Origin of the sequence: Actinokineospora alba (assembly GCF_004362515.1) — a bacterium.
GTDB lineage: Bacteria > Actinomycetota > Actinomycetes > Mycobacteriales > Pseudonocardiaceae > Actinokineospora > Actinokineospora alba.
Genome location: NZ_SNXU01000001.1, coordinates 2,972,283 through 2,994,582, shown reverse-complemented (window position 1 = coordinate 2,994,582; position 22,300 = coordinate 2,972,283). Strand labels below are relative to the sequence as shown.

Here is a 22,300-nt window from a genome sequence, read left to right as displayed (position 1 = left end):
CCTCCGTCGCGGCTCAACTGGGGCCGATCACTGGGATGCCGAGCCCGACTGGGCCTCCGCTCGGTCCGCGGTCAATCATGCGGTCCAGGCTGACGAGTTTGTTGGAGGCGGCGTTGAGGCTTGTGGTGAGTCCGGCGACCTCGCCGGACCAGCCGTTGAGTCTGGCTTCGTCGATGCGGTCTCGGAGGCTGGCGATGATCTCGATCAGTCGCGGCCGGGCGCGGGGTTCGAGGCGGAGGCTGGGGCAGCGGATGCAGGCATGTTCGTGTTTGCAGGGCGTGCCGTAAGGCCGGCCGCATTCGCCCAGCTCCAGTTTGCGTAGTTGGAAATGTTGCTGGAACTCACTCCATTCTTCTTCAGTGGGTTCGCGGTACTCCGCTTCGGGTCGTTGCGCGCGGCGCTTGTCGAGGAAGGCCCGGTAGGTTCGGACGAGGTCGTCGTCGAAGACGGCGGTGTATGCCTGTGTGGTGTTGATGTTGGCGTGCCCAAGCAGCCTGGCGACGATGTGAATCGGGAGCCCGCCCGTGACCGCCTCAGTGGCGAACATCCGCCGAAAGTCGTGTGGTCGGTAGCGCAACGGCTCGCCGTCGGCGGTGGTCACCCCAGTCAGAGCAAGAGTCTTGTCGAGCAGTCTGTAGAAGAAGCTGACACTGGGCACCTCCCACTTCCAGCCCTTGAGCTTGTGTTGGAACAAGTGCGGCAGCGCTGGACCGACGACATGCTCGTATCCGTCGTAGCGCGTGGTCAGGGGGACGGTGCCACCGTTGTCGCGCCGGAGCCGGGAGATGATGCTGGCCAAGACGCTGGCCAGCTCAGGGCCCACCAGTAGCAGCCGCTCCTCGTTCGACTTCGACGGGACGATCTGCAACATCGGCACGATCTCACCGGTGTCCGGCAGTTGGTAGGAGACCAGACCAAGGTGGGTGGTCTCCAGCATTTCCTCGATGCGGATCCCGGTGTGCCGTAGGACCTCGATCGCCGCCCAGGCCCAGAACGCATCATGCTCGGCCCGGTCCAGATCAAGAACGTCACCCGTCGTCAGGTCCTCGACGTGCAGCGGCGGCGTAAGGTGCCGGTAGTCGGCCTTACTCCGATATGACTTGGGTGCCGTGCGGCAGTATGTGCTTCCGTTCTGGATAAACATGTCTCCGAGCGCGACCCGCTCGGCGACGGCGTGGAGTGCTGCCATTTCGGCCTTGTGCCGCTCAGCCGTCTCGACCAAGACTGGCAGATGTGGGAGGCGCTCGCGGACTCGTTGGTGCATAGCTGCGGTCCGCCTCTTCTGAGCCTTCGCCTGGCCGGCGAGGTCAGCTTTGCGAACTGGATTGGGAAAGCTCCACTGCGCCCAAGAGGGGTCCTCCAACGCCCATTCCTGTAGGTCTCGATAGAAGGCACGGACGTGGATGAAGATGAGGTGGTGATCTTTTCGGGGTCGGCTGCTGCCGTCCTTGCTCTGGATAGTCTTCAACCGGTCGCGCCATGCGGCAGCGACGTCCCGGGGAAGGTCGAGAGTGTCGATGCCGGGGTGGTGACGTTCGATGTCGGCCCAGAATGTGCCCGCAAGAATCCTGACCAGACTGGTGAAGCTGCTGTAGTCGAGCGCCGGGCGACGTTCGTCGAGGTAGCGGACGAGCGCATCGTTCACAGGTAGGCACTGGATGCGGTAAGCGGACACGAGCTCCGCGGTCGGCCGTTGTCCGTGGCGCAGCGCATCCCTGATCGAGGTGTGGTCGCCAAGTTTCGCGATGCCGTGGAGCAATCCCCAGGCCGCGCCCAGGCCGGAAATCCCGGCGCCGCGGCGTTGCCGCTGTGCCCAGGCTCGGAAGGTCAGCATGTCCTCGGCGGTGAGTTCGTCGATATCGCGGCCCGTGTGCAGCACGACCTTGCTGATCAAGCACAAAGCCTGCGAGAGCGCGGCTCGGGGAATCTTGAGTTCCTTGCTTCGGGCTTCGAGCTGTGCGAACAAGTCGGGCCGGAACAGTGCTCGTGCGTGGGCGTAGAGCCCGGTAGGACGGAAGGCGGCCAGGAACGTGTAGCTGGGGAAGACAACTTGGCACAGCAACAAACTAGTTAGCCCAGACCCGATGGAGGCGCGGGCCGTGGACAGGCTGCGTGAATCGGCGGCGACGACAACGTCGATCCAGTCCATGCCGATGTCTGCGCCCGAGCTGACCCAACGTTCCTGCCAACCCTGACCGGGCCAGGACTTCAACCACTCAAGGATCGCGCGGACGCCGCTGGCGATGCGCGTCCGGTAGTCGCTGTGCTCCGCCCCAGATGGCCACGTAGGCAGCGTCGGCAACATCTCCAGGATGGCGTTGACCGGCCAGTGATCGCGTGGCCCGCCAGGGACTGGCATGTCCAGCAACTCGTCGTTCCGCTTGAAGATCGGGGTGCCCGAACCGCGACGGTCCTCAAGCCCCTGCGGCGGCTTGGTGTGCGTGGTCAAGACGGCCGTCCTCCCAACAGAATCGCCAGATCATCACCGTCGTAACCGACCGCAACCGGCGATGGTGGTTGGTTCGCGCGATGTTCCCGTTCGGCCAGGTGCCGCAAGACTCGACGAACGACCTGGGCTTCGTCCTCGACGATGTAGACATCGGCTGTGGTGGCCAGGTGAGCGTGGCCAAGGATGACCTGCACGTCCCGAAGCGACAGGTTCTCGTCACGAGCCATCCTCAACGAGGCCGTATGTCGGAGATCGTGCATCGTCCAGTTGGTGCCGAGTAGGGTGTTCACGCGCCGAAATACCCCGCGGAGCGCCTCGTAGTTCATCGGTTGTCGGCGCAACCCGTCACCTCGGTCGCGGCGGGGCAACGTCCACCAGACCGGCTCATTCGGGCCTAGCGGCTCTCCGAGGTCAGCGAGGTAGAGGCGCAGCCAAACGAACGATTCCTGGCTGGCCGGTAGCCACTGCTCAGCACCGGTGCCCTTGCGGATCACCCTGACGAGTTGGTCACTCCAGTCCAGGTCCACCCCACGGACGCCGAGAAGCTCGGAGGCGCGGGCGGCGCAGCTAATGCCCATCGAGAGCAGCGCCCGGTCCCGGTTCGAACGCATCCCGCCGAACACGTCTTTCCAGCGTTCGTCCGGTATCTCCCGCGGTCGCCGCTTCGGCAGCTTCGGGTTGTAGCGAATCCTTCCCTCTGGTCGAAACGGCTCCAGCGGGTTGTGTCGCGCGTTTGGCCGCTGAGCCCGGTGACGACGGTCAAGCTGGACCGGATTGACCAGGGGTCCCTCGCAAACGTCCTCGATCCAGAAGGCGTAAAACGCCCGGACCACCGCGTTCGAGTGGCGGATAGTGCGCGATTCGTACTGATCACCGAGATGGCGCTTCCGGGTGATGGGGTTGACTGTGCCCGCCGTGGCCGCCGACACCGTGCGCGGCGACCGGCGGGGCTTGGTCACCTGCTTCATCCACAGCACCAAGTCACGGGCCTCGGCCGGGGTCGCCTTGTTCCACACCACGCCGATCGCGATTAGCCACCGCCACCAGCGCAACAGGGCATAGCCGTAACTGCGCACCGACCCAGCGCTGTTGCCTGCGGCGACGAAGTCCGCCAAGTAGCGGCGGATCGGCTCCACCGGCACACCACAATCGTCGACCACCAGCCACGGCACCGGCCCCTCAGCAGCCGTCACCCGACCCCACTGCGGCAGACGAATGGCGGCGACATCCCGGCCCTTCTCATCGAACAACTCACACCACCCTCTCGATCAAGGTGAGTGAGGTCTACCGATCAAGCTCTATCGGCCGGGCGACTCACCCCGGCGTGTCGCCCGGTAATCCGGTCAATAGTCCAATCCCCAGTTCGTCCGGGCCGGTATGGTCGCGGTGACGCTGAGCTTCGCGGGAGGTGGGCGGTGGCACGACGACCATGTCAGAGCGACCCCATGGCCTGAGGCTGACGGGGTGGCACCTCGGGTGCTGATGGGTAGCTCCGCGGTGCGAGCGGGAACTGCCCGCTGGCCGACGCGAGTGGATTGTCAAGTGCGGCGGGTCATTTTAGGAACCCCTTCGTCATGCCCGCTGTCACGGGCGGTGATCAACTGCATACTGCATCCTCGATACTCTCGGCAGGGGATTCCGGAAGGACGGCGGGATGAGCCTCGGCCACGTAACGACGCAGCAGGGCGGTCAGGTCGGCTTGCCGGAGGCCGAGAGCGATCGCCAGCTCGGTCACCACCGGCACAGTCAGGTGGGCGCGACCATCGCCGAGTGGATTGCCTTTGATGCGTCGACGTGCCCACTTGAGTACCGGGTGGGGCACGTGGGGCGCGTCCTGGCACAGCGAGTGGAGATCGACCTCGATCGCCCCGGAGGTGGATCGCTGGATGGCCCGAGTGAGCAGCGCGACGGGCGACACCGTCAGCACCTGGCACAGTTGTAGCCACCGCTCCACGGTCATACGCCTGACGCCCTGTTCATAGCAGGCCAACGTCTGCTTGTGAATCCCGTCGTCCGTCAGGTGATCGACGACGTCCAGCCGGCTCCATCCCAGCCCAATGCGCGCGAGCCGCAGCTCCATGCCGAGGGCGGCTCCCATCTCGGCCGGAGACAATCCGCGGGTCGCCCGCTCGAAAGGATCGACGCCACGATCAAGCATCACGCCTCCGCTTGCCGAACGCCCAGCGGCCGAACACCCAGCGGTCGATCAGCTTCCGACCCCACCGGGATCGGTGAGCCATCGACAACGCGAGCCAACCGGGCCACAACACAATGACAGCGAGCGCGAGCACGATACGTTTGACGGCCACGCCCGAGTCGAGATCGGGTGCGGTCCGCAAGACGATTCCGGCGCAGACCAGACCGATCACCTCGTACAGACAATACAAGATCAACAAGTGATGACACCTTTCTGTGGTTGATGGTTGTTCGTTCTCGAACTTCGGTGGCCGCCGCCTCCGCGCGCGTAGGCCATGGCGTCCTGGTCGCCGACGATGAGACTGGCGATGCCCACGGTGGCGGGGGCCAGCCGGTTGTGTCGACGGGTGTCGGGTGTGCGCACGGCCACCACCTCATGCCGCGTGGGCAGGCAACCGACGGACATCGGAAACGGGTCGGGCGCGGCCGACAAGTAGGGGCGGGGCAGTACGGACATCATCGCCACCAAAGTCGTGGGACATCACCGCGCCGCCTTGATGAAGTCACGGGCGACTGCGGTGGGCAGATAGTCCCGCGACCGGTAGTACGCAGCCCGTGATAGCGCTGCGTAGCGCACCGGATCGTCGAGCAGCAGTTCGGCGGCACGCCAGAGTCCGAACGGGCCAAGTGAGGCCGGAACCACTACCCCACCGGCGTCCTCGTCGGTGCCGACGAGCCCACGCAGGTTGCCCACGCCGAAGGTGACGACGGGCGTGCCCACGCTCATCGCCTCCAACGCGACGAATCCGAAGGTCTCGTTCGTGGAGGGCACGATGACCACGGCGGCTTCGGCAAGCCACGGCTGGACCTGGTCCCACGGCAGGCCATCTCCCTGGAGGCTGCCCATACGCAGACGTGCGGCGGAATGGAGGCAGCGACGGTACTCGACTGCTTGGGCACCGCGGTTCTGCTCGAACCCGGCGCCAGCGAGAACGACCTCGACGGGATGTTCGACGGCGCGGCCAGCGTCCAGCAGAGCATGGATGTTCTTCTCTGGCCCGAGGCGGGCCAGCACGCGCACGAGACCGCGTTCTCGAATTCTTTCCCGGCGCTGGGAATCCGGCGGTGCGTGGTCGTGGAGCAGCGCGTTGGGCACCAACCTCCAACAGGTGCTGTCGAAGCTGCGGTCATGTGCTTGGTCGAGGACGGTGATCGAGGGCGCGATCACCACATTCGCACGCTCCAGCGCAGCGCACAGATCCTCGTCATGGCCGACCACGTGCATCGCCAGCACCGAACGCACGCCTTCGCAAGTGGGGGCGAGCCGGCCGAGTCCCCACAGGGCGTCGACATACACGGCGATGTCGACTTGGTGGCGGTGGTAGAGGCGCCGGAGGTCCTCGGTGATGATCTGGTCTTGACCATGGGTGCTGATCGCGTCCCGAAGGTCGTCGTCGACGGTGGGGAAGTCGACGCCGACCGAGCCAAGCACGATCAGGTCCTCCTCGATCGCTGTCCCCCTGGATGGGGCCGCAGCGGTGATGATCAGGGCCCGGTGCCCGAGTTGGCGCAGTCCGTTGGCGAGGGCGGCGGTGGCACGTGCCATCCCTTCGGGGGCATCGCGGGTGTAGGAGGCCAGGACGAAAGCCACGGTCAGCGGACTGGGATCAGACATGGCAGATCACCTGCTCGGGGATCAGCAAGTTGGTGATCGGTTGGTCGGGCCGCTTCTCCCAGGGAAAGCTGACCCAGTCCGAGACGGTCCACACCGAGTAGTCAGGTCGAGTCTTTGCGCCGGTGTTGAGGCACAGCGTCGCGGTGATCAGCCGGGCGTGTGGACCGAGGACGGGGGCGAGCACATTGCCGAGTTTGTGCAAGGTGGCGCCGCTGCCGCAGATGTCGTCGACGAGCAGGATCGTGCCGTCGAGCTTGCGACGACCAAGGGTACGGCGGAAGGCATCGAATTCGACGGTGACGTTGCCGGTGCCTTCCCGGTAGAGACGGTCGTCGGCGTAGTGGCGGGCCTGCAGCGTGCGGGCTTTCACGCCGAGGCGACCGGCCAGCACGCGAGCGGGGGCGATTCCTCCATTGGCGACGCCGATGATGTGGTCGACCTGCGGGTGGTCGTCGTTGATGGCGGCGAACAACAGGAGGCACGCTTCGCTGAGAGCGTCGGGGGTGACGCGCCAGATGCGTTGGTGCTCGAATACGCGCTGTGCGGTGTGGTGGTTCATGCCGAGTAGTCCCGTCCGGTAGGAGCCAGGCTGTCGGTGAAGGCCAGGGGATGCAGGGCGGCGATTGCGGTGGTGGTGGCGGTGTTCGGCCAGACCTGTCCGTCGGCCCGCACGACGGTGAACCCGGCGGCGTCGGCGCGGGTGCGCAACCGCACCGGGACCGGGGTCGGGACGAGCGCGGCGATCAGGTCGCGGGCCTTGTCGTCGGGCACTCGTTCGGCGGCGTCGAGCTTGGCACCGGCGCCGATTGGTAGGTACTGCAGGACGGTCACGCCGTGGACGCCGAGCCGGTCAGCCAGCTCGACCAGCGCGGGTAGTCCGGTGGCGGTGGAGCGCATGAGCACGGTCTGGATCTGGGTGGGGATGCCGTAGGCGAGGGCGGCACGGATGCCGGAGACGGCCTTGGCGAAGCTCCCCTCGCCGCGCCAGCGGTCGTGCCGTTGCGGGTCCGGCCCGTCGAGACTGACTCGGATCGCGTCCACCCTGGAGCCGAGGGCTTCAGCGCGGCGGGGTAGGTGGGTGCCATTCGTGGTGACGCTGACCGCGCAGCCGCCATCCACCAGCACGTCGAGCAGGGTGGGCAGTTCGCGGATGAGCAGCGGTTCGCCACCGGAGACGTCCACACCGAGTACACCGGAAGTAGCGATCCTGGCCGCGACCTCGGCGCGCTCGCCGCGGCCGAGTTCCGGGCCGGATTTGTCGTCCAGGCACTGCGGGCAGGCCAGGTTGCAGCGCACGATGGGCGACCAGCACACGCTGACCGGCGTCCCGTCGCCCAGCTCGTCGGGCGGAACTTCGGGCAGAGCGGTGATGCCCTCGTGGGCCAGGGCGGTGCGCCCAGTGAGGACCGGTTGGCCGGTTCGGTGGGTCAGGCCGGTGAGCGGGTCGTAGACGACACCGGTCCCGCCGCGCGTGCCGCAACCGACCACCCGGCGCGCCGAAGCGCGGCCGGTGGTTGCGGTTGTCGTGGTCATGGGCGTCCCTCGCAATTGGTGAGCAGCTCGGACATGGATGCGATGAAGGCGTGGGCGCGGCCTCGCGGCGCGGGCAGCTCCAGCAGGTCGCGGTAGCGGGTCAGCGTGCGCGGCCAGCCGGCGAGCTTGTGCTGCGCCTGCTCCGCGGCATCGGATGGGTCAAGGTGGAACCCGACGGCTTGGCGCAGAGGGATGACCAGCAGCCCGGCGGCGATCAGGCACGCTCCGAGGTAGGTGTCCTCCATGCCCCATCCCAGGCGGCCGAAGTCGGCGTCGAAGCCGCCGACGTCCAGCACGGCGGCGCGCGGTACGGCGACCAGGGCGGTGACGACCATGCGGGGCAGATCCCAGTCGTAGTAGGACTGTCCATACCCGAGGTCGATGAAATCGCGGGTGTCGTCGAGCGGTCGGCCGTCGAGCGGCTCGGGCAGCGTGATCCCGCTGTAAGGCAGCGTGGTGTTCGGCGGTGGTCGCCACACGACCCGGTGGTCGGCCGCGAGGTTCGGGATGCGCCCTAGGATGGCTGGCTCCTGCGCGTGCACCTCGTAGCGCAAGTTGTGGCGGAACCCGACCAGCACACTGGTGTCGGTGGCGCGGGCGGCGACGTCGGTGATCACGTGGGGAGGGATCACCATGTCGCCGTCGAGGTAGAGCACCGTTTGACCTTGTGCAAGTGCGGTGCCGACATTGCGGGCGGTGGCGGCGCCCATCCGCTGCGGCAGCCGCACCAGCCGGTCGACCACCCGGTGCCCGGCGGCCACTCGGGCGGTGTCGTCGGTGCTGGCGTCGTCAACGACGATGACCTCGAACACGTACTGGTGGTGCTGGGCGTCCAAGGCGTTGAGCACGGTGGGCAGGCAGTAGCCGACCTGGTGGGCGGGAATAACTACCGAGACGTCTCGCGAAGACGCCAGCCAGCAGTCCGACGGGGTGGGCTGGTGCCAGCCGATTCCATCGGCGAGGGCCTCCCAGGCGTGGGTGCTAGAGCCGTGGTTGTTGCCGTGCCGCAGCAACTCCTCCCGCAACGGCAGCGGGGAGGGAAGGGGCACACGGGGGGTCATAGCCAGACCCACCCGGACAGCACGCTCGTCCCCACACCACGCTCGCCGCTCGACACGCGTGAGCTGTGACCAGAAGATAGACCGCCCCGCTCAGGCCCGGAGACGGCAGGCTTCTTGTCCATAACCGTCAACTCCCCTTCTACGCGGCCCCGGTACAACGTGGGGTCCGTGAGCCCGTTGTCGCGGAAGGCTTCCTGGCGTTCGGTGCACCACTCGCACGTGCCGCAGTGCAGCTCATGGCCCAGGTGACAGGACCACGTTCGGGCGAACGGCACCGCCAGCGCTTCGCCGACGCGCACGATGTCGGTCTTGGTCAGCGTCAGGAACGGAGCGAGCACTTGGAACCCGGGCACCAGCAAACCCTCGTTGGCCGTCTGCACGCTGCGGGCGAACCGCTGCCCGAACTCCGGCCTGCAGTCGGGGTAGATCGCGTAGTTCCCGGCACGCGCACCGAAGGCGACCGCGTCCGCGCCCACCGCGATGGCGACCTCGACCGCGATGTAGAGCATGATCGCGTTGTGGTTGGGCACTACCGCGGCGGCCATCGACTCGACGGTGTAGTGCCCGTCGGGCACCGCCACCGACGCGTCGGTCAATGCCGAACCGGTCAGCATTGCGCCCAGGTTGGTCAAGTCGATGGTCCGATGCGGGCTGTCCAGCAACCGCGCAATCTCGGCGGCGTGGTCGAGTTCGACGCGGTTCCGCTGCCCGTAGTCGAACGACACCAGCGTCAGGCGGCTCTGGCGGGCAGCCAGCCAGTAGGCCAGCACTGTGGAGTCCAGCCCTCCGGAGGCGATGACGACGGTGTGGTCAGGATGGCGGTGCTCGGGACGGTCGATCCTCATGACCGGCTACCACGTCAACCTGAACGTTCGCCGAATCGCGCCCACCACGGAACCCCACGCCGGGAGTTCCACATCGGTTTCGGGCCGCTGCAACCAGTACAGGTCGCCTTCGGTCGCGCCGAAGGCTGGCAGGGCGATGGTGCTGCCCACGTTGTACCACCCGACCCGAGCGGCCACGAGGTCGGCGATGGTCGACTGGCGCATCGGCGTGCGCGGTTGTGTCAGGAAGACCCAGTCGACCACCTTGGTGCCCGGCACGACAATGATCGGCCCGCGCAGCATTGCTTGGACGAGCTGGTGGTTAACCTCGCCGCCGAAGCCAGCTCGCATAACCAGCGCGTCGATAGTGGTCCCCAGCCGCAGCCGGACCTCGCTAGTTTCTGGGTCGATGGCTGTCGGCCAGCGCAGCAGCTGGTTGTAGTCCCGCGAGAGCACGTTCGAACTGGCGTCGTCACGCTGCCGCCGGTTAACGGGTGATGTTGTCGTCGTCATGGAAAGGCTCCTTCGTGCAGAGGGTGGTGCGGCGGAGCCGAGGTGCCTCAAGGCAAACCCCGGCCCCGCCGGGATCGTGAGGCGGTACGTACGGCCGCACGGACCGCGCGCTGCCGAAGACCGGCGTGGGATAATTCGCGAGTCAGAGGAATGTCGGGTGCCGCTCCGAACCCTTGCAGCCAGGACAGAGCCCGCAGCACGCGCATCGGTGCGCAGGCGAGCGGCTTCACGCGGGTTCGTTTTCTCGGACGAAGCCCAACCCGTGCGTTCCGACGGTCGTCAGCGCGTACAGCAGCACCGGCGATGGCCGCTGCTTCGGCTCGCGGCAATGCCTGCCGCCGGAGGCCACTTTGGACGGTTGCCGTTGACGGAAGGCGCGGCACAGTAGGCAACTGACGAACACAACGGCGGCGATCGCGGTGATCACCGGGGCGAGCGAGATCATGCGAGCCCCCCTTGAAGGGCGGGAATCGCGGCGGAACCACTTGCGGGGGTGGTGGTTCCGCCGCGACATGACGGTGAAGCAGGGGGCCCTGCGACGGCTCGGGGATCGCCGTCGCCGTACTGCTTCACCGTGCTCACTGCGCCGGTCTTCTCCGAGGTGCCAGACCCACCGGGGGCACGGGTGGCGGCCACCTCCTTGGCCTGGGTGAAGACGGAGCGGAACTGTTCGGCCTCGGCGGCGTTGAGTGCGGCTGCCTCGCCTGCGGGCGCCACTACCACCACTTCCGAGCCGCGCACGAGCACCGTCAGGCACCGAGGGCGGCCGGCGGCGTCGCGGCACGTCACCGCCCAAGGTCCGCGGGCATTCATCGTGCGTCACCGCCTCGTGCGGTGGTCCCACTCCGTACCCACACCGGCTGCACGAGAAAACACGGCACAGCGAGCTTTGATTGTGGGCATCGCGAAACCAGAGGTTCCGCGAATCGCTGGGAGAGTGTCATCATCTACTCCGATATTCAGCGAGTCCCGATTTCCTGTTTCCCGAATCTCTGCTACTCCCATAGCGTCGAGCGTCTAGTTGTGGCCGGTAGAACCGGGCGGGTGGATGTTCCGGCGGCAACGGTGCTGGTGAAGCCGCTGCGAACCCCGCCAACACAGCTAAACGTCCGGCAGGCGACGCAAACCAGAGCGCGCGGGTGGCGGCGATGGGGCGTCGACGGGGCGGCGCGGGTGATGACCTGCCGAAATCCCCGATCGAGGACCGTTGTGTCAAATGGGTGAAACCACGCAATACTCTGGGAGCTGGCCGCAAAACGGGACATGACCGAGCAGCAGTTCCGAGCGAGCCAGAGTAGGCCGCCCGACTTCCCGTTCCCCCGACCCCCGCAGGCATGTTGCCGGATCGGTCGTCCGCCGTCCTCGACGGCCGCAGGTTGGGCACTGGATTCCGGGACCACCTCGCCATGGCCGCGTTCGCTGCGTGGGCCGGTCCATGCCTCACCGGTTGATCTCGGATTGAGGCCGCACCCTGGTGACAGGTGACGGGTCTACACCGACGATATCTACAATGGCTTGACCCTCAACGGACCTGTGCCTGCGCACACGTCATCGACATCGCCGACACCTTGACACATCGAGCAAGGCGCCTTGGCGCCTCGCAACTAGGAGCCGAACAGTTTGGGTCGATCGCCGAGTCGCTCGCAGGGTTGCGGGCACGAGCATCGGCATGGTTCACGCCGAGAACTTCGTACCACTGCCCGTCGTCTGACGTCTCCGCAGCCATCGTCCTGTAAGCGACCCCGCCGCGCGGATGCCCTCGCCAGGCGGTAAACGCAGGCTTTGTCGCACAACTCGTCAGCCGAGAAGGTGATGTCGATCCCGCCACGCCAGTCGTAGCAAGGTCAAGGAGCTAGCCGATAGGCGGGGTTCGAGTCGGTCAATCGCCTCGCCGGTGAAGGGCATGTCCGTGCGACCACCCTCGCCGACGACGCGGCCTTCGTCGTTGGTCGCCACCAAGCCTGTGAACAGCCGGTCGAAGACCTCGTCGTCGACCACGGCGACGGTGCGCTGGCTCGCCCCCAGGGTGAGGGCGTCCATCACCAAGCCGTAGTGCCAAAGCCGAAACCGGCCGTCGGCGCGAGCCCGCTCGAAGGAGCGGAACGGCTCCTGCTCGGCGTAGTCGATGGATCCAGCTCCAGCGCCGTCGTGTTCGGGGTTACCGAGAAATTCCTCGGAGTACTCGCGCATGATGTTGCGCCACAACGAGAAGTCATTGTGCATGTCGACCGCGGCGAGCGAAAAAGCTGAAACTCCCCGGAGGGCATGACGGTGCACATGCCACCCCCGTCGGCCACCGCGCGGCCATCGCGCTGGTGCATCATGAACCGGTGCTCGCCCCGCCGGTCCTTGCGGATGGTCAAGGTGCTGATGCCAGGCGACATCAACAGCCGGGTGGGATCGAACGGATCATCGATCGCCGAACGCAAAGGCAGTGCACCCCAGTCCGGCACTGACCCACCTGACGCCAACCAGGCTGCCTTGAACTCGTGGGCGAGGCACTCCTTGATGTCGAAAACTTCGAAGAACGTCGTGGTCCCGAACATCAGCGCCAATCCATCGCGCTGGGATACCTCCAACAGCCGGTAGCTGAGTCGGTTCTCCAGCAATCGAGGCCGCACGAGGTCGCGCACGGCCCGGCTGTAGCCGGCGTAGCGCTCGCCGCGAGCGGTTAGTGGCAACACGTGGTCCACCGGCTCAAGCCTCAATACCGGGTGCTTGGCTTCGGAGAAGCTCAGACGCACCGAGTCCAGCTCCACGGGCCTGTCCAACAGCCAGTCCGGACCAGTCAACACATGGCCGCCGGGTGCCCGTTCGCTGGCCGGGTACAGCCACGCGGCCAGCTCCGCCAGTTCGCGCCCTCGCACTCCGGCTGCTCGGCGCACCCGAAGCCACTCCTCCTGACTTCGCCGTACATACTCGGCGATCTCGGGACCGAACGCATCCGTGGCTTCACGTGTACCTGCGGACGGCGACGTGTCCCCGGACAGAAGTGCGGCGAGCTCATCGGCAGACACCTCCAGCGCCTTCGCGATCTTCGGGCGCATCCACGGCTGAGGATCCTGCGTTCCACGTTCCCATCGACCGACCGTGGACAGTTCGACGCCGATCTTGCGGGCGAACGATTCCTGGGTGAAGCCCAACGCTTCACGCCTCCCCGCCAGCCGCTCTCGCCGGCCTGCCATTTCCGCCACCCCCAAGTCGGATTGTCACCATAGTGAGCATACGATCCATGCAGATCAGAGCCGGATCACATCACCCGGACGGGCTGAACCCGCACAGGTTCAACCATGAAGACCGGGATAAAGACAATCGCCGGGTGCTTGTCCCCGAGGCCGTTAGGCCTGGCCGGACCCTGTTCCGGTGGCATGGTGACCTTGATTTGTTGCTCGGGTTCAGAATGCCGACCATGACCAAGGCCGATTGATCTCGCCTCGCAAGCAGGCAACTCGATGTCGCGCCTCTTCCGCTGCCTTCTGGCCGGTGTTGGCTTTGCCGAGGACGAATGCTGTCCAACGCAGTTCTCGGGCCGTGGCCAATGTTCGGTAGCCGGGCCAGGTGGTCATGTCATAGCCGCCGTATGTGCGCACGAAAGCCTGGTAGTCCGGCTCGGAGATCCTGTCGAAGTCGGTGTAGTCAACAGCCAGGGAGACTAGGTCCCACTCGCGAGGTCCGACTCCGATGTGGTCGAGGTCCAGCAACACGGGTGCACCTCCATCAGTCGGCACTACAACGTTGCCCTGCCAGGCGTCGCCGTGAATGACGCACTTGGGCAGCCCTAGGGAGGCCAATGCCGTGTACTCATTGCTCAGCCGTTCGGCGAGATCTCGAAGCCAAACACGGTCCTTCTCGGCCAGAGCAGTTCCACCCTCAATTGAATCGAGTATGCCCCCGAAGGGGTCGACAATGGGGAAAGAGGGCGATTCCGGTACGTCCAGGGCGTGAAGTCGTGCCAGAACTTCGCCTAGTTCGGCAGGCGTGGCGTGGCGATGTTCGGGCAGCCGTACCCACCATGTGACGGGCCGATCCCCGACCACCGTGGGCTGGTCGATGGCGGCGAGAGCACGCACGACGGGGATCCCAGCCTGGAACAGCCAATGCGAGGCCCGGACCTGACGGGCTGCGACACGTTCTGATCCCGAAGGGCCGACGCGAGCGACGACTTCGTCGTTCAACTGGTAAAGCACGTTCGCGCCGTCACGGATTAGCGTGGCTTCCGCGGTCGGCACACCTGCTTTCCTGCCAGCGGCCTCGAGCACCTTACGCGGATCTCCGCACAGAACCGGATCCATGTCCACTTCAGACATTGCTCATAGCCGATGCTACGAAGTGCGAAAGTTCGGCCACGTCTGAGATCGACCGGTGAACTTCACACGCCCGCATCAGCTTCGAGAGTTCCTCGTCCATCCGCCGAGAGTGCAACGTCGCGGCGTCAGCGATGGCCTGCAGCCCGATGTCGACGGCTTCTCGTGGGTCACCAATCGTCATGTGCAAAGTAGCCAAGCGGGTCTTGGAGAATGTCCGTGAGCGCGGATAGTCATCGCTGTGCAGTCGGATCGCGGTTGCGAGGCGTTCGGCGGCATCGCCTGGCCGCTTGCTCGCCACAGCGAGCGGAGTAAGGGCTCGTGCGCTGCTGCCCGCATGTTCGGCCTCATCGTAGTAGACCAGCCAGGGTGGGTCAGTCGGCGCTTGCCGCTGGGCGAAGTGCATGTCGGCTCGGTCTATGTCGGCTCGTGCTTCGTCATGGCGGCCCAGCAACGCCAGCAACCGAGCACGGACAACACCGATCATGGCCCTGGCGGTGGCGGTGAGCCGGTCGGCTCGAACCTGGGCGAACTCGATCAACGACAGAGCCTCATCCAGGTTACCCAGGTATATGGCTTGCCGTGCCATGTCGGCGAGGGTCGCCGCACGCAGTTCCCACGAGGCGCCCTGCTCGGCGCACCACAGGCCGAAACGGAAGCATCGCGCAGCGGTGTCATGGTTACCGACATCGAAAGCTGAGAACGCGACGACTCCCGCCAAGTTCCCGACCGCCTCGAACATGCCCGCTTCAACGGCTGTGCTGGCCTGTGCGCTCAGCAGGCGGCCAGCCCATCGCAGGTGCGCGAGCCCCGCCTCACCCGCCATGCCGCCGCCGTAGAGGTTCTCGCTGGCGGCGAGCGTGCCCGTCATGAGCTTGATCTGATCGACCTCGGCCCGTCCGATGCGCCGTGGAGGTTGCACGTGCAAGGTCAGCGGCTCGAGAAACTCGGCGGGATTCGCTCCCATGTCGATGTGCACGGTCGGGTCGTATGCGGGCATGACCGAAGCAGACGAGCGCAGCGCCAGCGAGGACTCTATGGCTCGGCCACGGGCGCCTGGTCCGGTGCTCAAGTTTGGCTGGGCCTCGTCCGGGACCTGCCCGAGCAACACGTCCAACTCATCGAGGGAGACAGCAAGGGCCTTCGCGATTCGGGGCCTGCGCCAGGGTTGGGGGGTCAAGACGCCGCGCTCCCACCGTCCGACGGTGGAGAACTCCACGCCGACAGCATCGGCGAGGCCCTCCTGGGTGAAGCCCACCGCCTCACGTCGAGTTGCTAACGCTTCACGCCTGGTGCCCACGCCGTAACCTCACTCCGCCTGGTCACGCGCCAGCGCCGCTGAACTAGAGCTCGCTGGCTGTTCTGCTATGCCCGCACCTTTAGACGTCTTGTTCGATGCGCTCGAAAATGTCGATATCCGTCGCCTTCTGCCAGTCCGGCAATGCTTCCCAGTCCGCTACGTAGGACGGCTTCGGGTCCGGGAAGTGCTTGTAGATCTGGCCGATCCAGCACAGCGCGACGAAGCGGCCTTTCTGATCCGGGGTGAGCTTGGCGGAGGCGCCGTCGGTGGCCTTGATGAAGGCGAGGACCTGGTCGTACACGGCGGACGCCGCATCGCGTTCCCAGCCTGGGGTCTCGTCCCACGGGGTGATGTAGCCGGGCTTGGGCTCGCCGGGGTAGTGCTTGGTGACTCCGGCGATCCACGCCTCGCGGAACACGCGGCCACGGTCGTTCTGCATTCTGTCGTCCTCCATCACGCGGCGCGGTTGCCGACGAGTTCGGTGATCTCGGCGTCGAGTCGCTGGATCTGCTGGTCGGTGAGCAAAGGGGTCAGGTGTGGTTGTAGGCCGCGCAGTTTGCGCGCGATGACTCCGGAGCCCGTCTGGCGAGCGGTGGCCAGGGCGGCGTCGGCGTAAGTCGCGACTTGGTCAGGATCGCGCCGATGCACTCCGATCATCGCCAGGTCGGTGAGAACACCGGCCTTCCGGCGAGCGGTCAGGTCGCCAGCCAGCGCGTCGGTCAGGGCTGCTTCGGCAAGGTCGTAGCGGCCGAGGTTGACATAGCAGGTACCGCGTTCCTCGGCCAGACGGGAGCCGTCGAATCGGAGCCAGCCACCGTTGTGGACCGGCGCCTGAAGGTGCTGGACCTCGGCTGCCATGTCGAGTGCGCGCTGGCAGGCGTCCAAGTCGCCAAGACCGGCGAAGGTTTCTGCCTGCACGGCTGCGATCCATTGCCGGGTCGAGAGGGCGGGATCGCCTCGGCGGGCCAGGTTGGCGGCCAGTGCGAGTAGCGGAGCGGCATCATCGAACTGACGCTCGTACACGGCGATGAAAGCGTGCCTGGTCAGCGCGCACGACCAGAGGTCCGGGGCATCGGCTTCCTTGCTGGCTGCCGCGGCCAGGGTGTAGCAGTGGGCGGCGTCGGTGTAGCGGTCACCGTCGAAGAAGATCTCACCCGCCAACTGGAAGAGGTCGGCGGACAACTCGCAGAGCCGCTGCCGGATGGCCGAGTTCTGTGGGTGACGCAGGCCCATCGACAGGACGTCGAGCTGCGCGCGGACGAGGGGAAGTACCTGGCTCTTGGTCGGTGCGAGTGCGTAGACCCGCCACAGGTGGCTGTTGAGCTGGGTGAATTCGGCTGTCGCCGCAGAATCCACCGCGCCGGTTCGAGCCACCGCGGCAAGCCTGTCCACGTCGTCGAGGACCGGTTCGACCGCAGGCAACGCCAGCAGGGCACCACTCATGGTGAACAGGCGCAGTAGGTCTCGACGGTTCATGTCGTCTGTCTCCGCGAGGTCGGGCTGGACAGGGACGGCCTCCCTTCCGAACAGCCTGCCACCCGTTCGTGGCGCTGCGGCTTCGAGACGGACTTGAGCACCACCGTGCGCGGTGGGCTGCGTGTCGAGCGGGCCTCCTGCGCCAGCATTCGCCGCTCGGGCTGGTGCGGCGGCCGAGGGCGGAGCAGTCGCCTGCCGGGATGGCGCCGACGTGAGCAACGTGCCCAGCTCTTCGAGGCTGATCCCCAGCGCCTTCGCGATACGTGGCCTGCGGTACGGCTGGGGGGTCAAATCACCGCGTTCCCAGCGGCCGACGGTGGAAAACTCCACACCGACGGCTGCGGCGAGGCTTTCTTGGGTGTAGCCCATCAGCTCACGCCGCGCTGCGAACGCCTCTCGCCTGTCGCCCATGAACATCACCTCGCTCCGTCGGCCCAGTGCCACGATAGCCAGCTACCGGTCAAGTCTGATCACCCGCTCGTCGAGCAGTACCCGTTCGGACTACCGCCACACAAAAGGCGTTTCTGCAGGTCAGAGACAGTGACGCCTCGTTGCCGCCTCATTGCCGCCGCGTCGTCGCTCTGGCAGCCGTTGATCATTGGAAGTTGACTGAGGGCGCTGCGGTCTGAGCGGGCTTCTATCTCCAACGGCAGCCCGCGTGACTAGTAGTGCTTTCACCAGAACGTGCGGCTGTGGATGTCCGATGGCCAGACCACCCTCCCCGTCGATGGGGAGTCCCCGTTTCACGCGGACGTGCTGGTGAGCACGCTCGATGCACCGCATTGAGGGCTCGGCCATTTCCTGGCCGCTGCGTCGTCCGGCCCGGCAAGGACAGCTCCGCCGCCAGCGCACATCGCCCAAGTGCCGTTCGGCATGACCGAGGAAGAAGGGCTACATGAAGGCCACCGAGGAGAAGTGCGTGGCGGACGGCCAGATCACCATCTCGCAGTCGTTCGGCTTCAGCGCCAGCCACGAGCTGAGGCAGTTACCGGCCGGTCACAAGTGTCACCGCAACCACGGCCACAACTACACGGTGACCGCCTCGGCGCTCGTGCACGATGACGCCCCCGGAGACCTGTCGCCTCTCGGGGACTATCTGGCCGCGACGTTCGACCACCGGTTGCTCAATGAGCAGGTCACCTTCCACCCGACGAGCGAGCTTCTCGCTGCGCACCTTGCCGAGTGGTTCCGGGACAACATGGAATCGGCAATGCCGATCACGCTGGTCGAGATGTTGGTGTCGGAGACTGCGGCCACGTCAGCACGCTGTGACGGCGTCACCAGCGAGGTCACGATCTCGAAGACCTTCAAGACCAGCCACGGCGACGTCACGCTGGTTCTGATGGCGGACGGACTCAACGAGGTTGGATTCATCACCGATTTCGGCGACCTGAAGCCGTTCGGGACGTACCTTCAGGCGCCTGACGCCGACGCGGGGTTACGTGCTGCTGGCCCTGCACTGGTCGCTCACCTGGCTGGCTGGTTCATCGACAACGTCGAGCCGGAGATCCGCGGTCGACTCGTGTCCTTACGGGTCGACTCGGGTACCACCACCGGCCTGTGGGAACGAGGCGACGCTTCGTGAGCACCCCGCCTTTGCCTCCCGGACGTGTAGAGGGTTCCGCGATTCTCACGGAAAAGTTCGAGTCGTTCCAGGGCGAAGGCCCGTGGACCGGGCAGCGCTGCGTGTTCGTCCGGTTCTCCCGGTGCAACCTCCGGTGCGGCTACTGCGACACCCCAGAGAGCTGGGACTGGAACAGGTTCAACCCGGCCGAGGTCAGCGACAGAGTCCCCGTCACCGAGCTGGTGTCGTGGGTGCGTGAGCGCGGCGTGGACATGATGGTGATCACCGGCGGGGAGCCGATGTTGCAGCAGCCCGCCATGACCGCCCTCGCCAGCGGCCTGACGAACGTTCGGGTGCAGGTTGAAACCAACGGCACGATTGCGCCCACACCGGAACTTGCCTCCTTGGTCGACCTCTGGGTGGTGAGTCCGAAACTCGCGAACTCCGGCATGACCTACTCCAGCCGAATCAAGGCCGATGCCCTCTCGACGTTGGTTGCGACAGACCGCGCGGTGTTCAAGTTCGTGGTCACCGAACCCGACCGCGACCTCGACGAGATCGCCCAGCTCGTCGAGGAGCACCGGCTGGCTCCGGTGTGGGTGATGCCGGAAGGCACCACCCAGGAGAAGGTTCTGGCCGGCATGGACGCGCTCTACGGCCCGGCCACTGATCGCGGGTGGAACGTCTCCACCCGCCTGCACATCCTGACCGGAGCGCGGTGACACCAATTCCCAGACCGAGCACTGGGTCAGGCGTTTCCCAGCGCCAGCACGACAACCTCGGTGATGTCCCTTCGGGGCACGGGTTCCGCGGACCTGACCAAGACCACCCTGATGCGCGCGGCCGCCGTCGCTGCGCTGGCAGGTTGTCCAGAACCTGGGCGCCGGGGCTGTACCAGCCGCCGCTACTGACGTCCTTCACTCATTTGTCAAACCCGGAAACGAGGCGAATCCGTGACCGACACCCTCGACAGACCGGCACCCAGCGAAAGCCAGGACCTGGCGTCGCCTGGCCTGGTCGACACCGAGCGCGTCGCCGATCTTGTCGGCCAACTTCTGGCCGCGATCGGCGAGGACCCCGGACGGGAGGGCCTGTCGGACACGCCGGCCAGAGTCGCCGCATGGTGGCGCAGTTTCCTCTCCCCACAGCCATCGGCCACACCGACCTGCTTCACCGAGCAACACCTGAGCGGCCAGTTGGTCGTGATCGGTGGCATGAGCGTCTGGTCACTGTGTGAGCATCACCTGCTGCCCATGAACCTGGACGTCGCAGTCGGCTACGTACCGGACGGCGAGGTGATGGGCCTGTCGAAGTTCGGCCGCATCGCACAGCAGTACGCGGGCCGCCTTCAGGTGCAGGAGCGCTTCACCCGGCAGGTAGCGGACGAGATCGCCGTCGTGCTCGGCAGCAACGGCGTGGCCGTCGCGGTCCGCGGCACGCACCTGTGCATGAGTGCGCGAGGTGTGCGGATGGAGGCAGCTCGTACCACCACAGTGCTGGCCGGTGGTCGATTCGAGAGCGATCCTGTGCTCTCCCAACAATTCCTCACCCTCGCCACCGACAGGTGGAGGGCCGCCTGATGACCAAGAGCATCGCCTTCTCCGCGATCGCGCCGCCCGACTACCTGGACGCCTTCGTCGCACAGGAGCCCGCCGGCGTCCACCACGTGGCAGCCCAACGTGTGCTGACCGACGCCGCCTACCGCACCTTCTTCCACCGCGAGGCCGAGCGGGGCGCGGAGATCATCGTCGACAACGGAGTCTTCGAGCTGGGCCATGCCCTGCCGGCCGCCGACCTGATCGCGGCAGCCCGCATAGTCGACGCCCGCGAGATCATCCTCCCGGACGTCATGCGCGACGGGCTCGCCACCATCAAGTCCAGCGACGAAGCCGCCCGCGAGATCCTCGAACTGAGCGACGAGTTCCGCCTGTGCGTGGTGCTGCACGCGGCAGACGATCAGGAATGGTTGCGCTGCTACGACTACTTCGCTTCCAGCGATTACGTCGGAGCGATCGCGCTGCCTGCGTCCCGGCGTCCCGCGCCCGAAGACCAGCTCTGCCGCACCCGCTGGGCGGCCACCCAGTACCTGGAAGAGCACGGCATGGTCGAGGACAGCATCGTCTATCGGCTGCTCGGCCTCGGCCGCACCGGGCACCTGGAACTCGCCGAACAGCGCGAGCACGAATGGATCGCTTCGGTCGACGGCGCCGCGCCGGTCATCCTCGGCGCGATGGGCATCGCGATGCTGCCCGATGGCCCCTACGAGAAGCCTCCGACCCCTCGAATCGAGGAGCTGGGCCGGATCCCCGAAGAGCGGTTCGACTTGATCCGACGCAACATCGCCGTCGTCCGCGAGGCGGCGGGCAGCAGCGTCCGGATCCCGGAGGCCGCCTGATGAACGTCCTTACCAACGCGGTCCTGACAACAGGCCCCGGCACGGCGTCGCGCACGTCGCCCATCTCTGTGGACGGGCACACGATGGCCCCGGACCGCCTTCTGCGCTACCTCCAGATCAAGGTGCACCACCTCATCCAGGACCATGACTGGGACAGCGTCCACGTCGTCGGCGGCTACGACCGCCAAGCGGTGATCTCCGCCCACGAGAAGAACGGCAAGCTGTTCAACTCCGAGCGCCCCACCGCCCAGGTCAACGGCCGAGACCTCGTCATCAAGGCGTTCCCGGGCGCCGACTACGTCCACCACTACGCGCTGATCATCGCCACGTACCTATTCATGACCGGCAAGGCAGCCGACACTGTCACCTACGACCTGCCTGACCCCGCGGTATCCCGTGAGGCAGTGAAGCAACTCGACCTCGACCTCGACGGCGACCTCGTGATCGTCGGCTGGGGCCTGGCCCACCTCGCCCCACCGGACGGCACGTGGACCTACGGACACGGCTACGCCTGGCAACGCACCCAAGTCCACGGACGCCGGGTGGTCTACCTCGGTTTCCTGCACAGCATCTGGGGCGACGTCGCCGGACGGGTCGTCACACGCCTGGCCGAGCTCGGCGCCCGCGACGTCGTCTACGTCGGCAAAGTCGGCGCCCTGAACCCCGACATCGAACCCAACACGCGACTCGCCACCGGAAACACCAGCCTCGTAGGCGGACGTCTCGTCACGTGGCCCGACTTCTTCGGTGACTTCGCCACCGCCCAACCTGGCGTGCACACCGGCATCCACGTCACCTCGCCCTCGATCCTGCTGGAGAACCGGGACTGGCTGACCGAGCACGCCGGCCACGCCTTCGTCGATCCGGAGATCGGCCCCATGGGGGCAGCCGCGCACCGCGCGGGAATCGGTTTCGGCTACCTGCACGTCATTTCCAACAATCTCGCCCGCCATTACCCCGCCGATTTGTCCAACGAGCGTCACCGCGACGTCGTCCAACGGCGCACAGTCCTGATCGGACAGATCCGCGACATCATCGCCGACCGCCTGGCCGCCCGGCCGATCTGAAAC

Annotated in this window: 23 protein-coding genes; 5 read left to right on the top strand and 18 right to left on the bottom strand. The window is 66.3% G+C overall.

What is annotated here, in order from left to right:
* Nucleotides 1–13 precede the first annotated feature (13 nt).
* The 18 genes from C8E96_RS13885 to C8E96_RS13800 form a co-directional block, all read right to left on the bottom strand.
* Nucleotides 14–2,449, bottom strand: coding sequence for a tyrosine-type recombinase/integrase (locus C8E96_RS13885; protein WP_228769805.1), 2,436 nt, complete (start codon nucleotides 2,447–2,449; stop codon nucleotides 14–16).
* A complete protein-coding gene (locus C8E96_RS13880; RefSeq protein ID WP_091373195.1) occupies nucleotides 2,446–3,699 on the bottom strand; it encodes a tyrosine-type recombinase/integrase in 1,254 nt (417 codons plus the stop codon). Before C8E96_RS13880 ends, C8E96_RS13885 begins: the two co-directional genes overlap by 4 nt.
* A gap of 347 nt (nucleotides 3,700–4,046) precedes the next feature.
* Nucleotides 4,047–4,607 (bottom strand): helix-turn-helix domain-containing protein, encoded by a 561-nt coding sequence (locus C8E96_RS13875; protein ID WP_133794439.1) that lies wholly within the window; start codon nucleotides 4,605–4,607, stop codon nucleotides 4,047–4,049.
* Nucleotides 4,600–4,818 carry a hypothetical protein gene (locus C8E96_RS13870; RefSeq protein ID WP_133794437.1) on the bottom strand — a complete coding sequence of 73 codons (219 nt, stop codon included), beginning with the start codon at nucleotides 4,816–4,818 and terminating at the stop codon, nucleotides 4,600–4,602. The genes C8E96_RS13875 and C8E96_RS13870 overlap by 8 nt, the downstream gene beginning before the upstream one ends.
* A gap of 20 nt (nucleotides 4,819–4,838) precedes the next feature.
* The gene (locus C8E96_RS13865) at nucleotides 4,839–5,102 is read right to left on the bottom strand and encodes a hypothetical protein (RefSeq protein WP_133794435.1); all 264 of its coding nucleotides are present in this window, start codon (nucleotides 5,100–5,102) and stop codon (nucleotides 4,839–4,841) included.
* 24 nt (nucleotides 5,103–5,126) lie between these two features.
* Nucleotides 5,127–6,236: a glycosyltransferase family 4 protein gene (locus tag C8E96_RS13860; protein WP_228769804.1), complete on the bottom strand. Its 1,110-nt coding sequence runs from the start codon at nucleotides 6,234–6,236 to the stop codon at nucleotides 5,127–5,129.
* A gap of 16 nt (nucleotides 6,237–6,252) precedes the next feature.
* On the bottom strand, nucleotides 6,253–6,819 hold the full coding sequence (locus C8E96_RS13855) for a phosphoribosyltransferase (RefSeq protein ID WP_091373178.1): 567 nt from the start codon (nucleotides 6,817–6,819) through the stop codon (nucleotides 6,253–6,255).
* Entirely contained in the window at nucleotides 6,816–7,793 is a 978-nt protein-coding gene (locus tag C8E96_RS13850) for a radical SAM protein (RefSeq protein WP_091373174.1), read from the bottom strand. The genes C8E96_RS13855 and C8E96_RS13850 overlap by 4 nt, the downstream gene beginning before the upstream one ends.
* The gene (locus tag C8E96_RS13845; protein WP_228769803.1) at nucleotides 7,790–8,842 is read right to left on the bottom strand and encodes a glycosyltransferase family 2 protein; all 1,053 of its coding nucleotides are present in this window, start codon (nucleotides 8,840–8,842) and stop codon (nucleotides 7,790–7,792) included. The genes C8E96_RS13850 and C8E96_RS13845 overlap by 4 nt, the downstream gene beginning before the upstream one ends.
* An 8-nt stretch (nucleotides 8,843–8,850) precedes the next feature.
* A complete protein-coding gene (gene queC, locus C8E96_RS13840; protein WP_091373168.1) occupies nucleotides 8,851–9,699 on the bottom strand; it encodes a 7-cyano-7-deazaguanine synthase QueC in 849 nt (282 codons plus the stop codon).
* Between the two features lie 6 nt (nucleotides 9,700–9,705).
* Entirely contained in the window at nucleotides 9,706–10,191 is a 486-nt protein-coding gene (locus tag C8E96_RS13835) for a hypothetical protein (protein WP_228769802.1), read from the bottom strand.
* Nucleotides 10,192–10,417: 226 nt separating this feature from the next.
* On the bottom strand, nucleotides 10,418–10,636 hold the full coding sequence (locus C8E96_RS13830) for a hypothetical protein (RefSeq protein ID WP_091373162.1): 219 nt from the start codon (nucleotides 10,634–10,636) through the stop codon (nucleotides 10,418–10,420).
* 1,352 nt (nucleotides 10,637–11,988) lie between these two features.
* A complete protein-coding gene (locus C8E96_RS34045) occupies nucleotides 11,989–12,231 on the bottom strand; it encodes a hypothetical protein (protein WP_228769801.1) in 243 nt (80 codons plus the stop codon).
* Nucleotides 12,231–13,334 carry a helix-turn-helix transcriptional regulator gene (locus C8E96_RS13820; protein WP_228769800.1) on the bottom strand — a complete coding sequence of 368 codons (1,104 nt, stop codon included), beginning with the start codon at nucleotides 13,332–13,334 and terminating at the stop codon, nucleotides 12,231–12,233. Before C8E96_RS13820 ends, C8E96_RS34045 begins: the two co-directional genes overlap by 1 nt.
* A gap of 252 nt (nucleotides 13,335–13,586) precedes the next feature.
* Nucleotides 13,587–14,498: a phosphotransferase enzyme family protein gene (locus tag C8E96_RS13815; protein ID WP_228769799.1), complete on the bottom strand. Its 912-nt coding sequence runs from the start codon at nucleotides 14,496–14,498 to the stop codon at nucleotides 13,587–13,589.
* Nucleotides 14,491–15,795 carry a helix-turn-helix domain-containing protein gene (locus C8E96_RS13810; RefSeq protein ID WP_091373154.1) on the bottom strand — a complete coding sequence of 435 codons (1,305 nt, stop codon included), beginning with the start codon at nucleotides 15,793–15,795 and terminating at the stop codon, nucleotides 14,491–14,493. Before C8E96_RS13810 ends, C8E96_RS13815 begins: the two co-directional genes overlap by 8 nt.
* 79 nt (nucleotides 15,796–15,874) lie before the next feature.
* The gene (locus C8E96_RS13805; protein ID WP_091374147.1) at nucleotides 15,875–16,234 is read right to left on the bottom strand and encodes a hypothetical protein; all 360 of its coding nucleotides are present in this window, start codon (nucleotides 16,232–16,234) and stop codon (nucleotides 15,875–15,877) included.
* Nucleotides 16,235–16,248: 14 nt separating this feature from the next.
* Nucleotides 16,249–17,688, bottom strand: coding sequence for a helix-turn-helix domain-containing protein (locus C8E96_RS13800; RefSeq protein WP_228769798.1), 1,440 nt, complete (start codon nucleotides 17,686–17,688; stop codon nucleotides 16,249–16,251).
* Nucleotides 17,689–18,166: 478 nt separating this feature from the next.
* Here C8E96_RS13800 and C8E96_RS13795 point away from each other — a divergent pair, with 478 nt between their 5' ends.
* The 5 genes from C8E96_RS13795 (at nucleotide 18,167) to C8E96_RS13775 (ending at nucleotide 22,297) form a co-directional block, all read left to right on the top strand.
* Entirely contained in the window at nucleotides 18,167–18,856 is a 690-nt protein-coding gene (locus C8E96_RS13795) for a 6-pyruvoyl trahydropterin synthase family protein (protein WP_091373152.1), read from the top strand.
* Nucleotides 18,853–19,557: a 7-carboxy-7-deazaguanine synthase QueE gene (locus C8E96_RS13790; RefSeq protein WP_228769797.1), complete on the top strand. Its 705-nt coding sequence runs from the start codon at nucleotides 18,853–18,855 to the stop codon at nucleotides 19,555–19,557. The genes C8E96_RS13795 and C8E96_RS13790 overlap by 4 nt, the downstream gene beginning before the upstream one ends.
* 231 nt (nucleotides 19,558–19,788) lie before the next feature.
* Nucleotides 19,789–20,415 carry a GTP cyclohydrolase I gene (gene folE / locus C8E96_RS13785; protein WP_091373149.1) on the top strand — a complete coding sequence of 209 codons (627 nt, stop codon included), beginning with the start codon at nucleotides 19,789–19,791 and terminating at the stop codon, nucleotides 20,413–20,415.
* Entirely contained in the window at nucleotides 20,415–21,230 is an 816-nt protein-coding gene (locus C8E96_RS13780; protein WP_091374138.1) for a hypothetical protein, read from the top strand. The genes folE and C8E96_RS13780 overlap by 1 nt, the downstream gene beginning before the upstream one ends.
* Nucleotides 21,230–22,297, top strand: a complete 1,068-nt coding sequence (locus C8E96_RS13775; protein WP_166657987.1) for a hypothetical protein — start codon at nucleotides 21,230–21,232, stop codon at nucleotides 22,295–22,297. Before C8E96_RS13780 ends, C8E96_RS13775 begins: the two co-directional genes overlap by 1 nt.
* Nucleotides 22,298–22,300 lie beyond the last annotated feature (3 nt).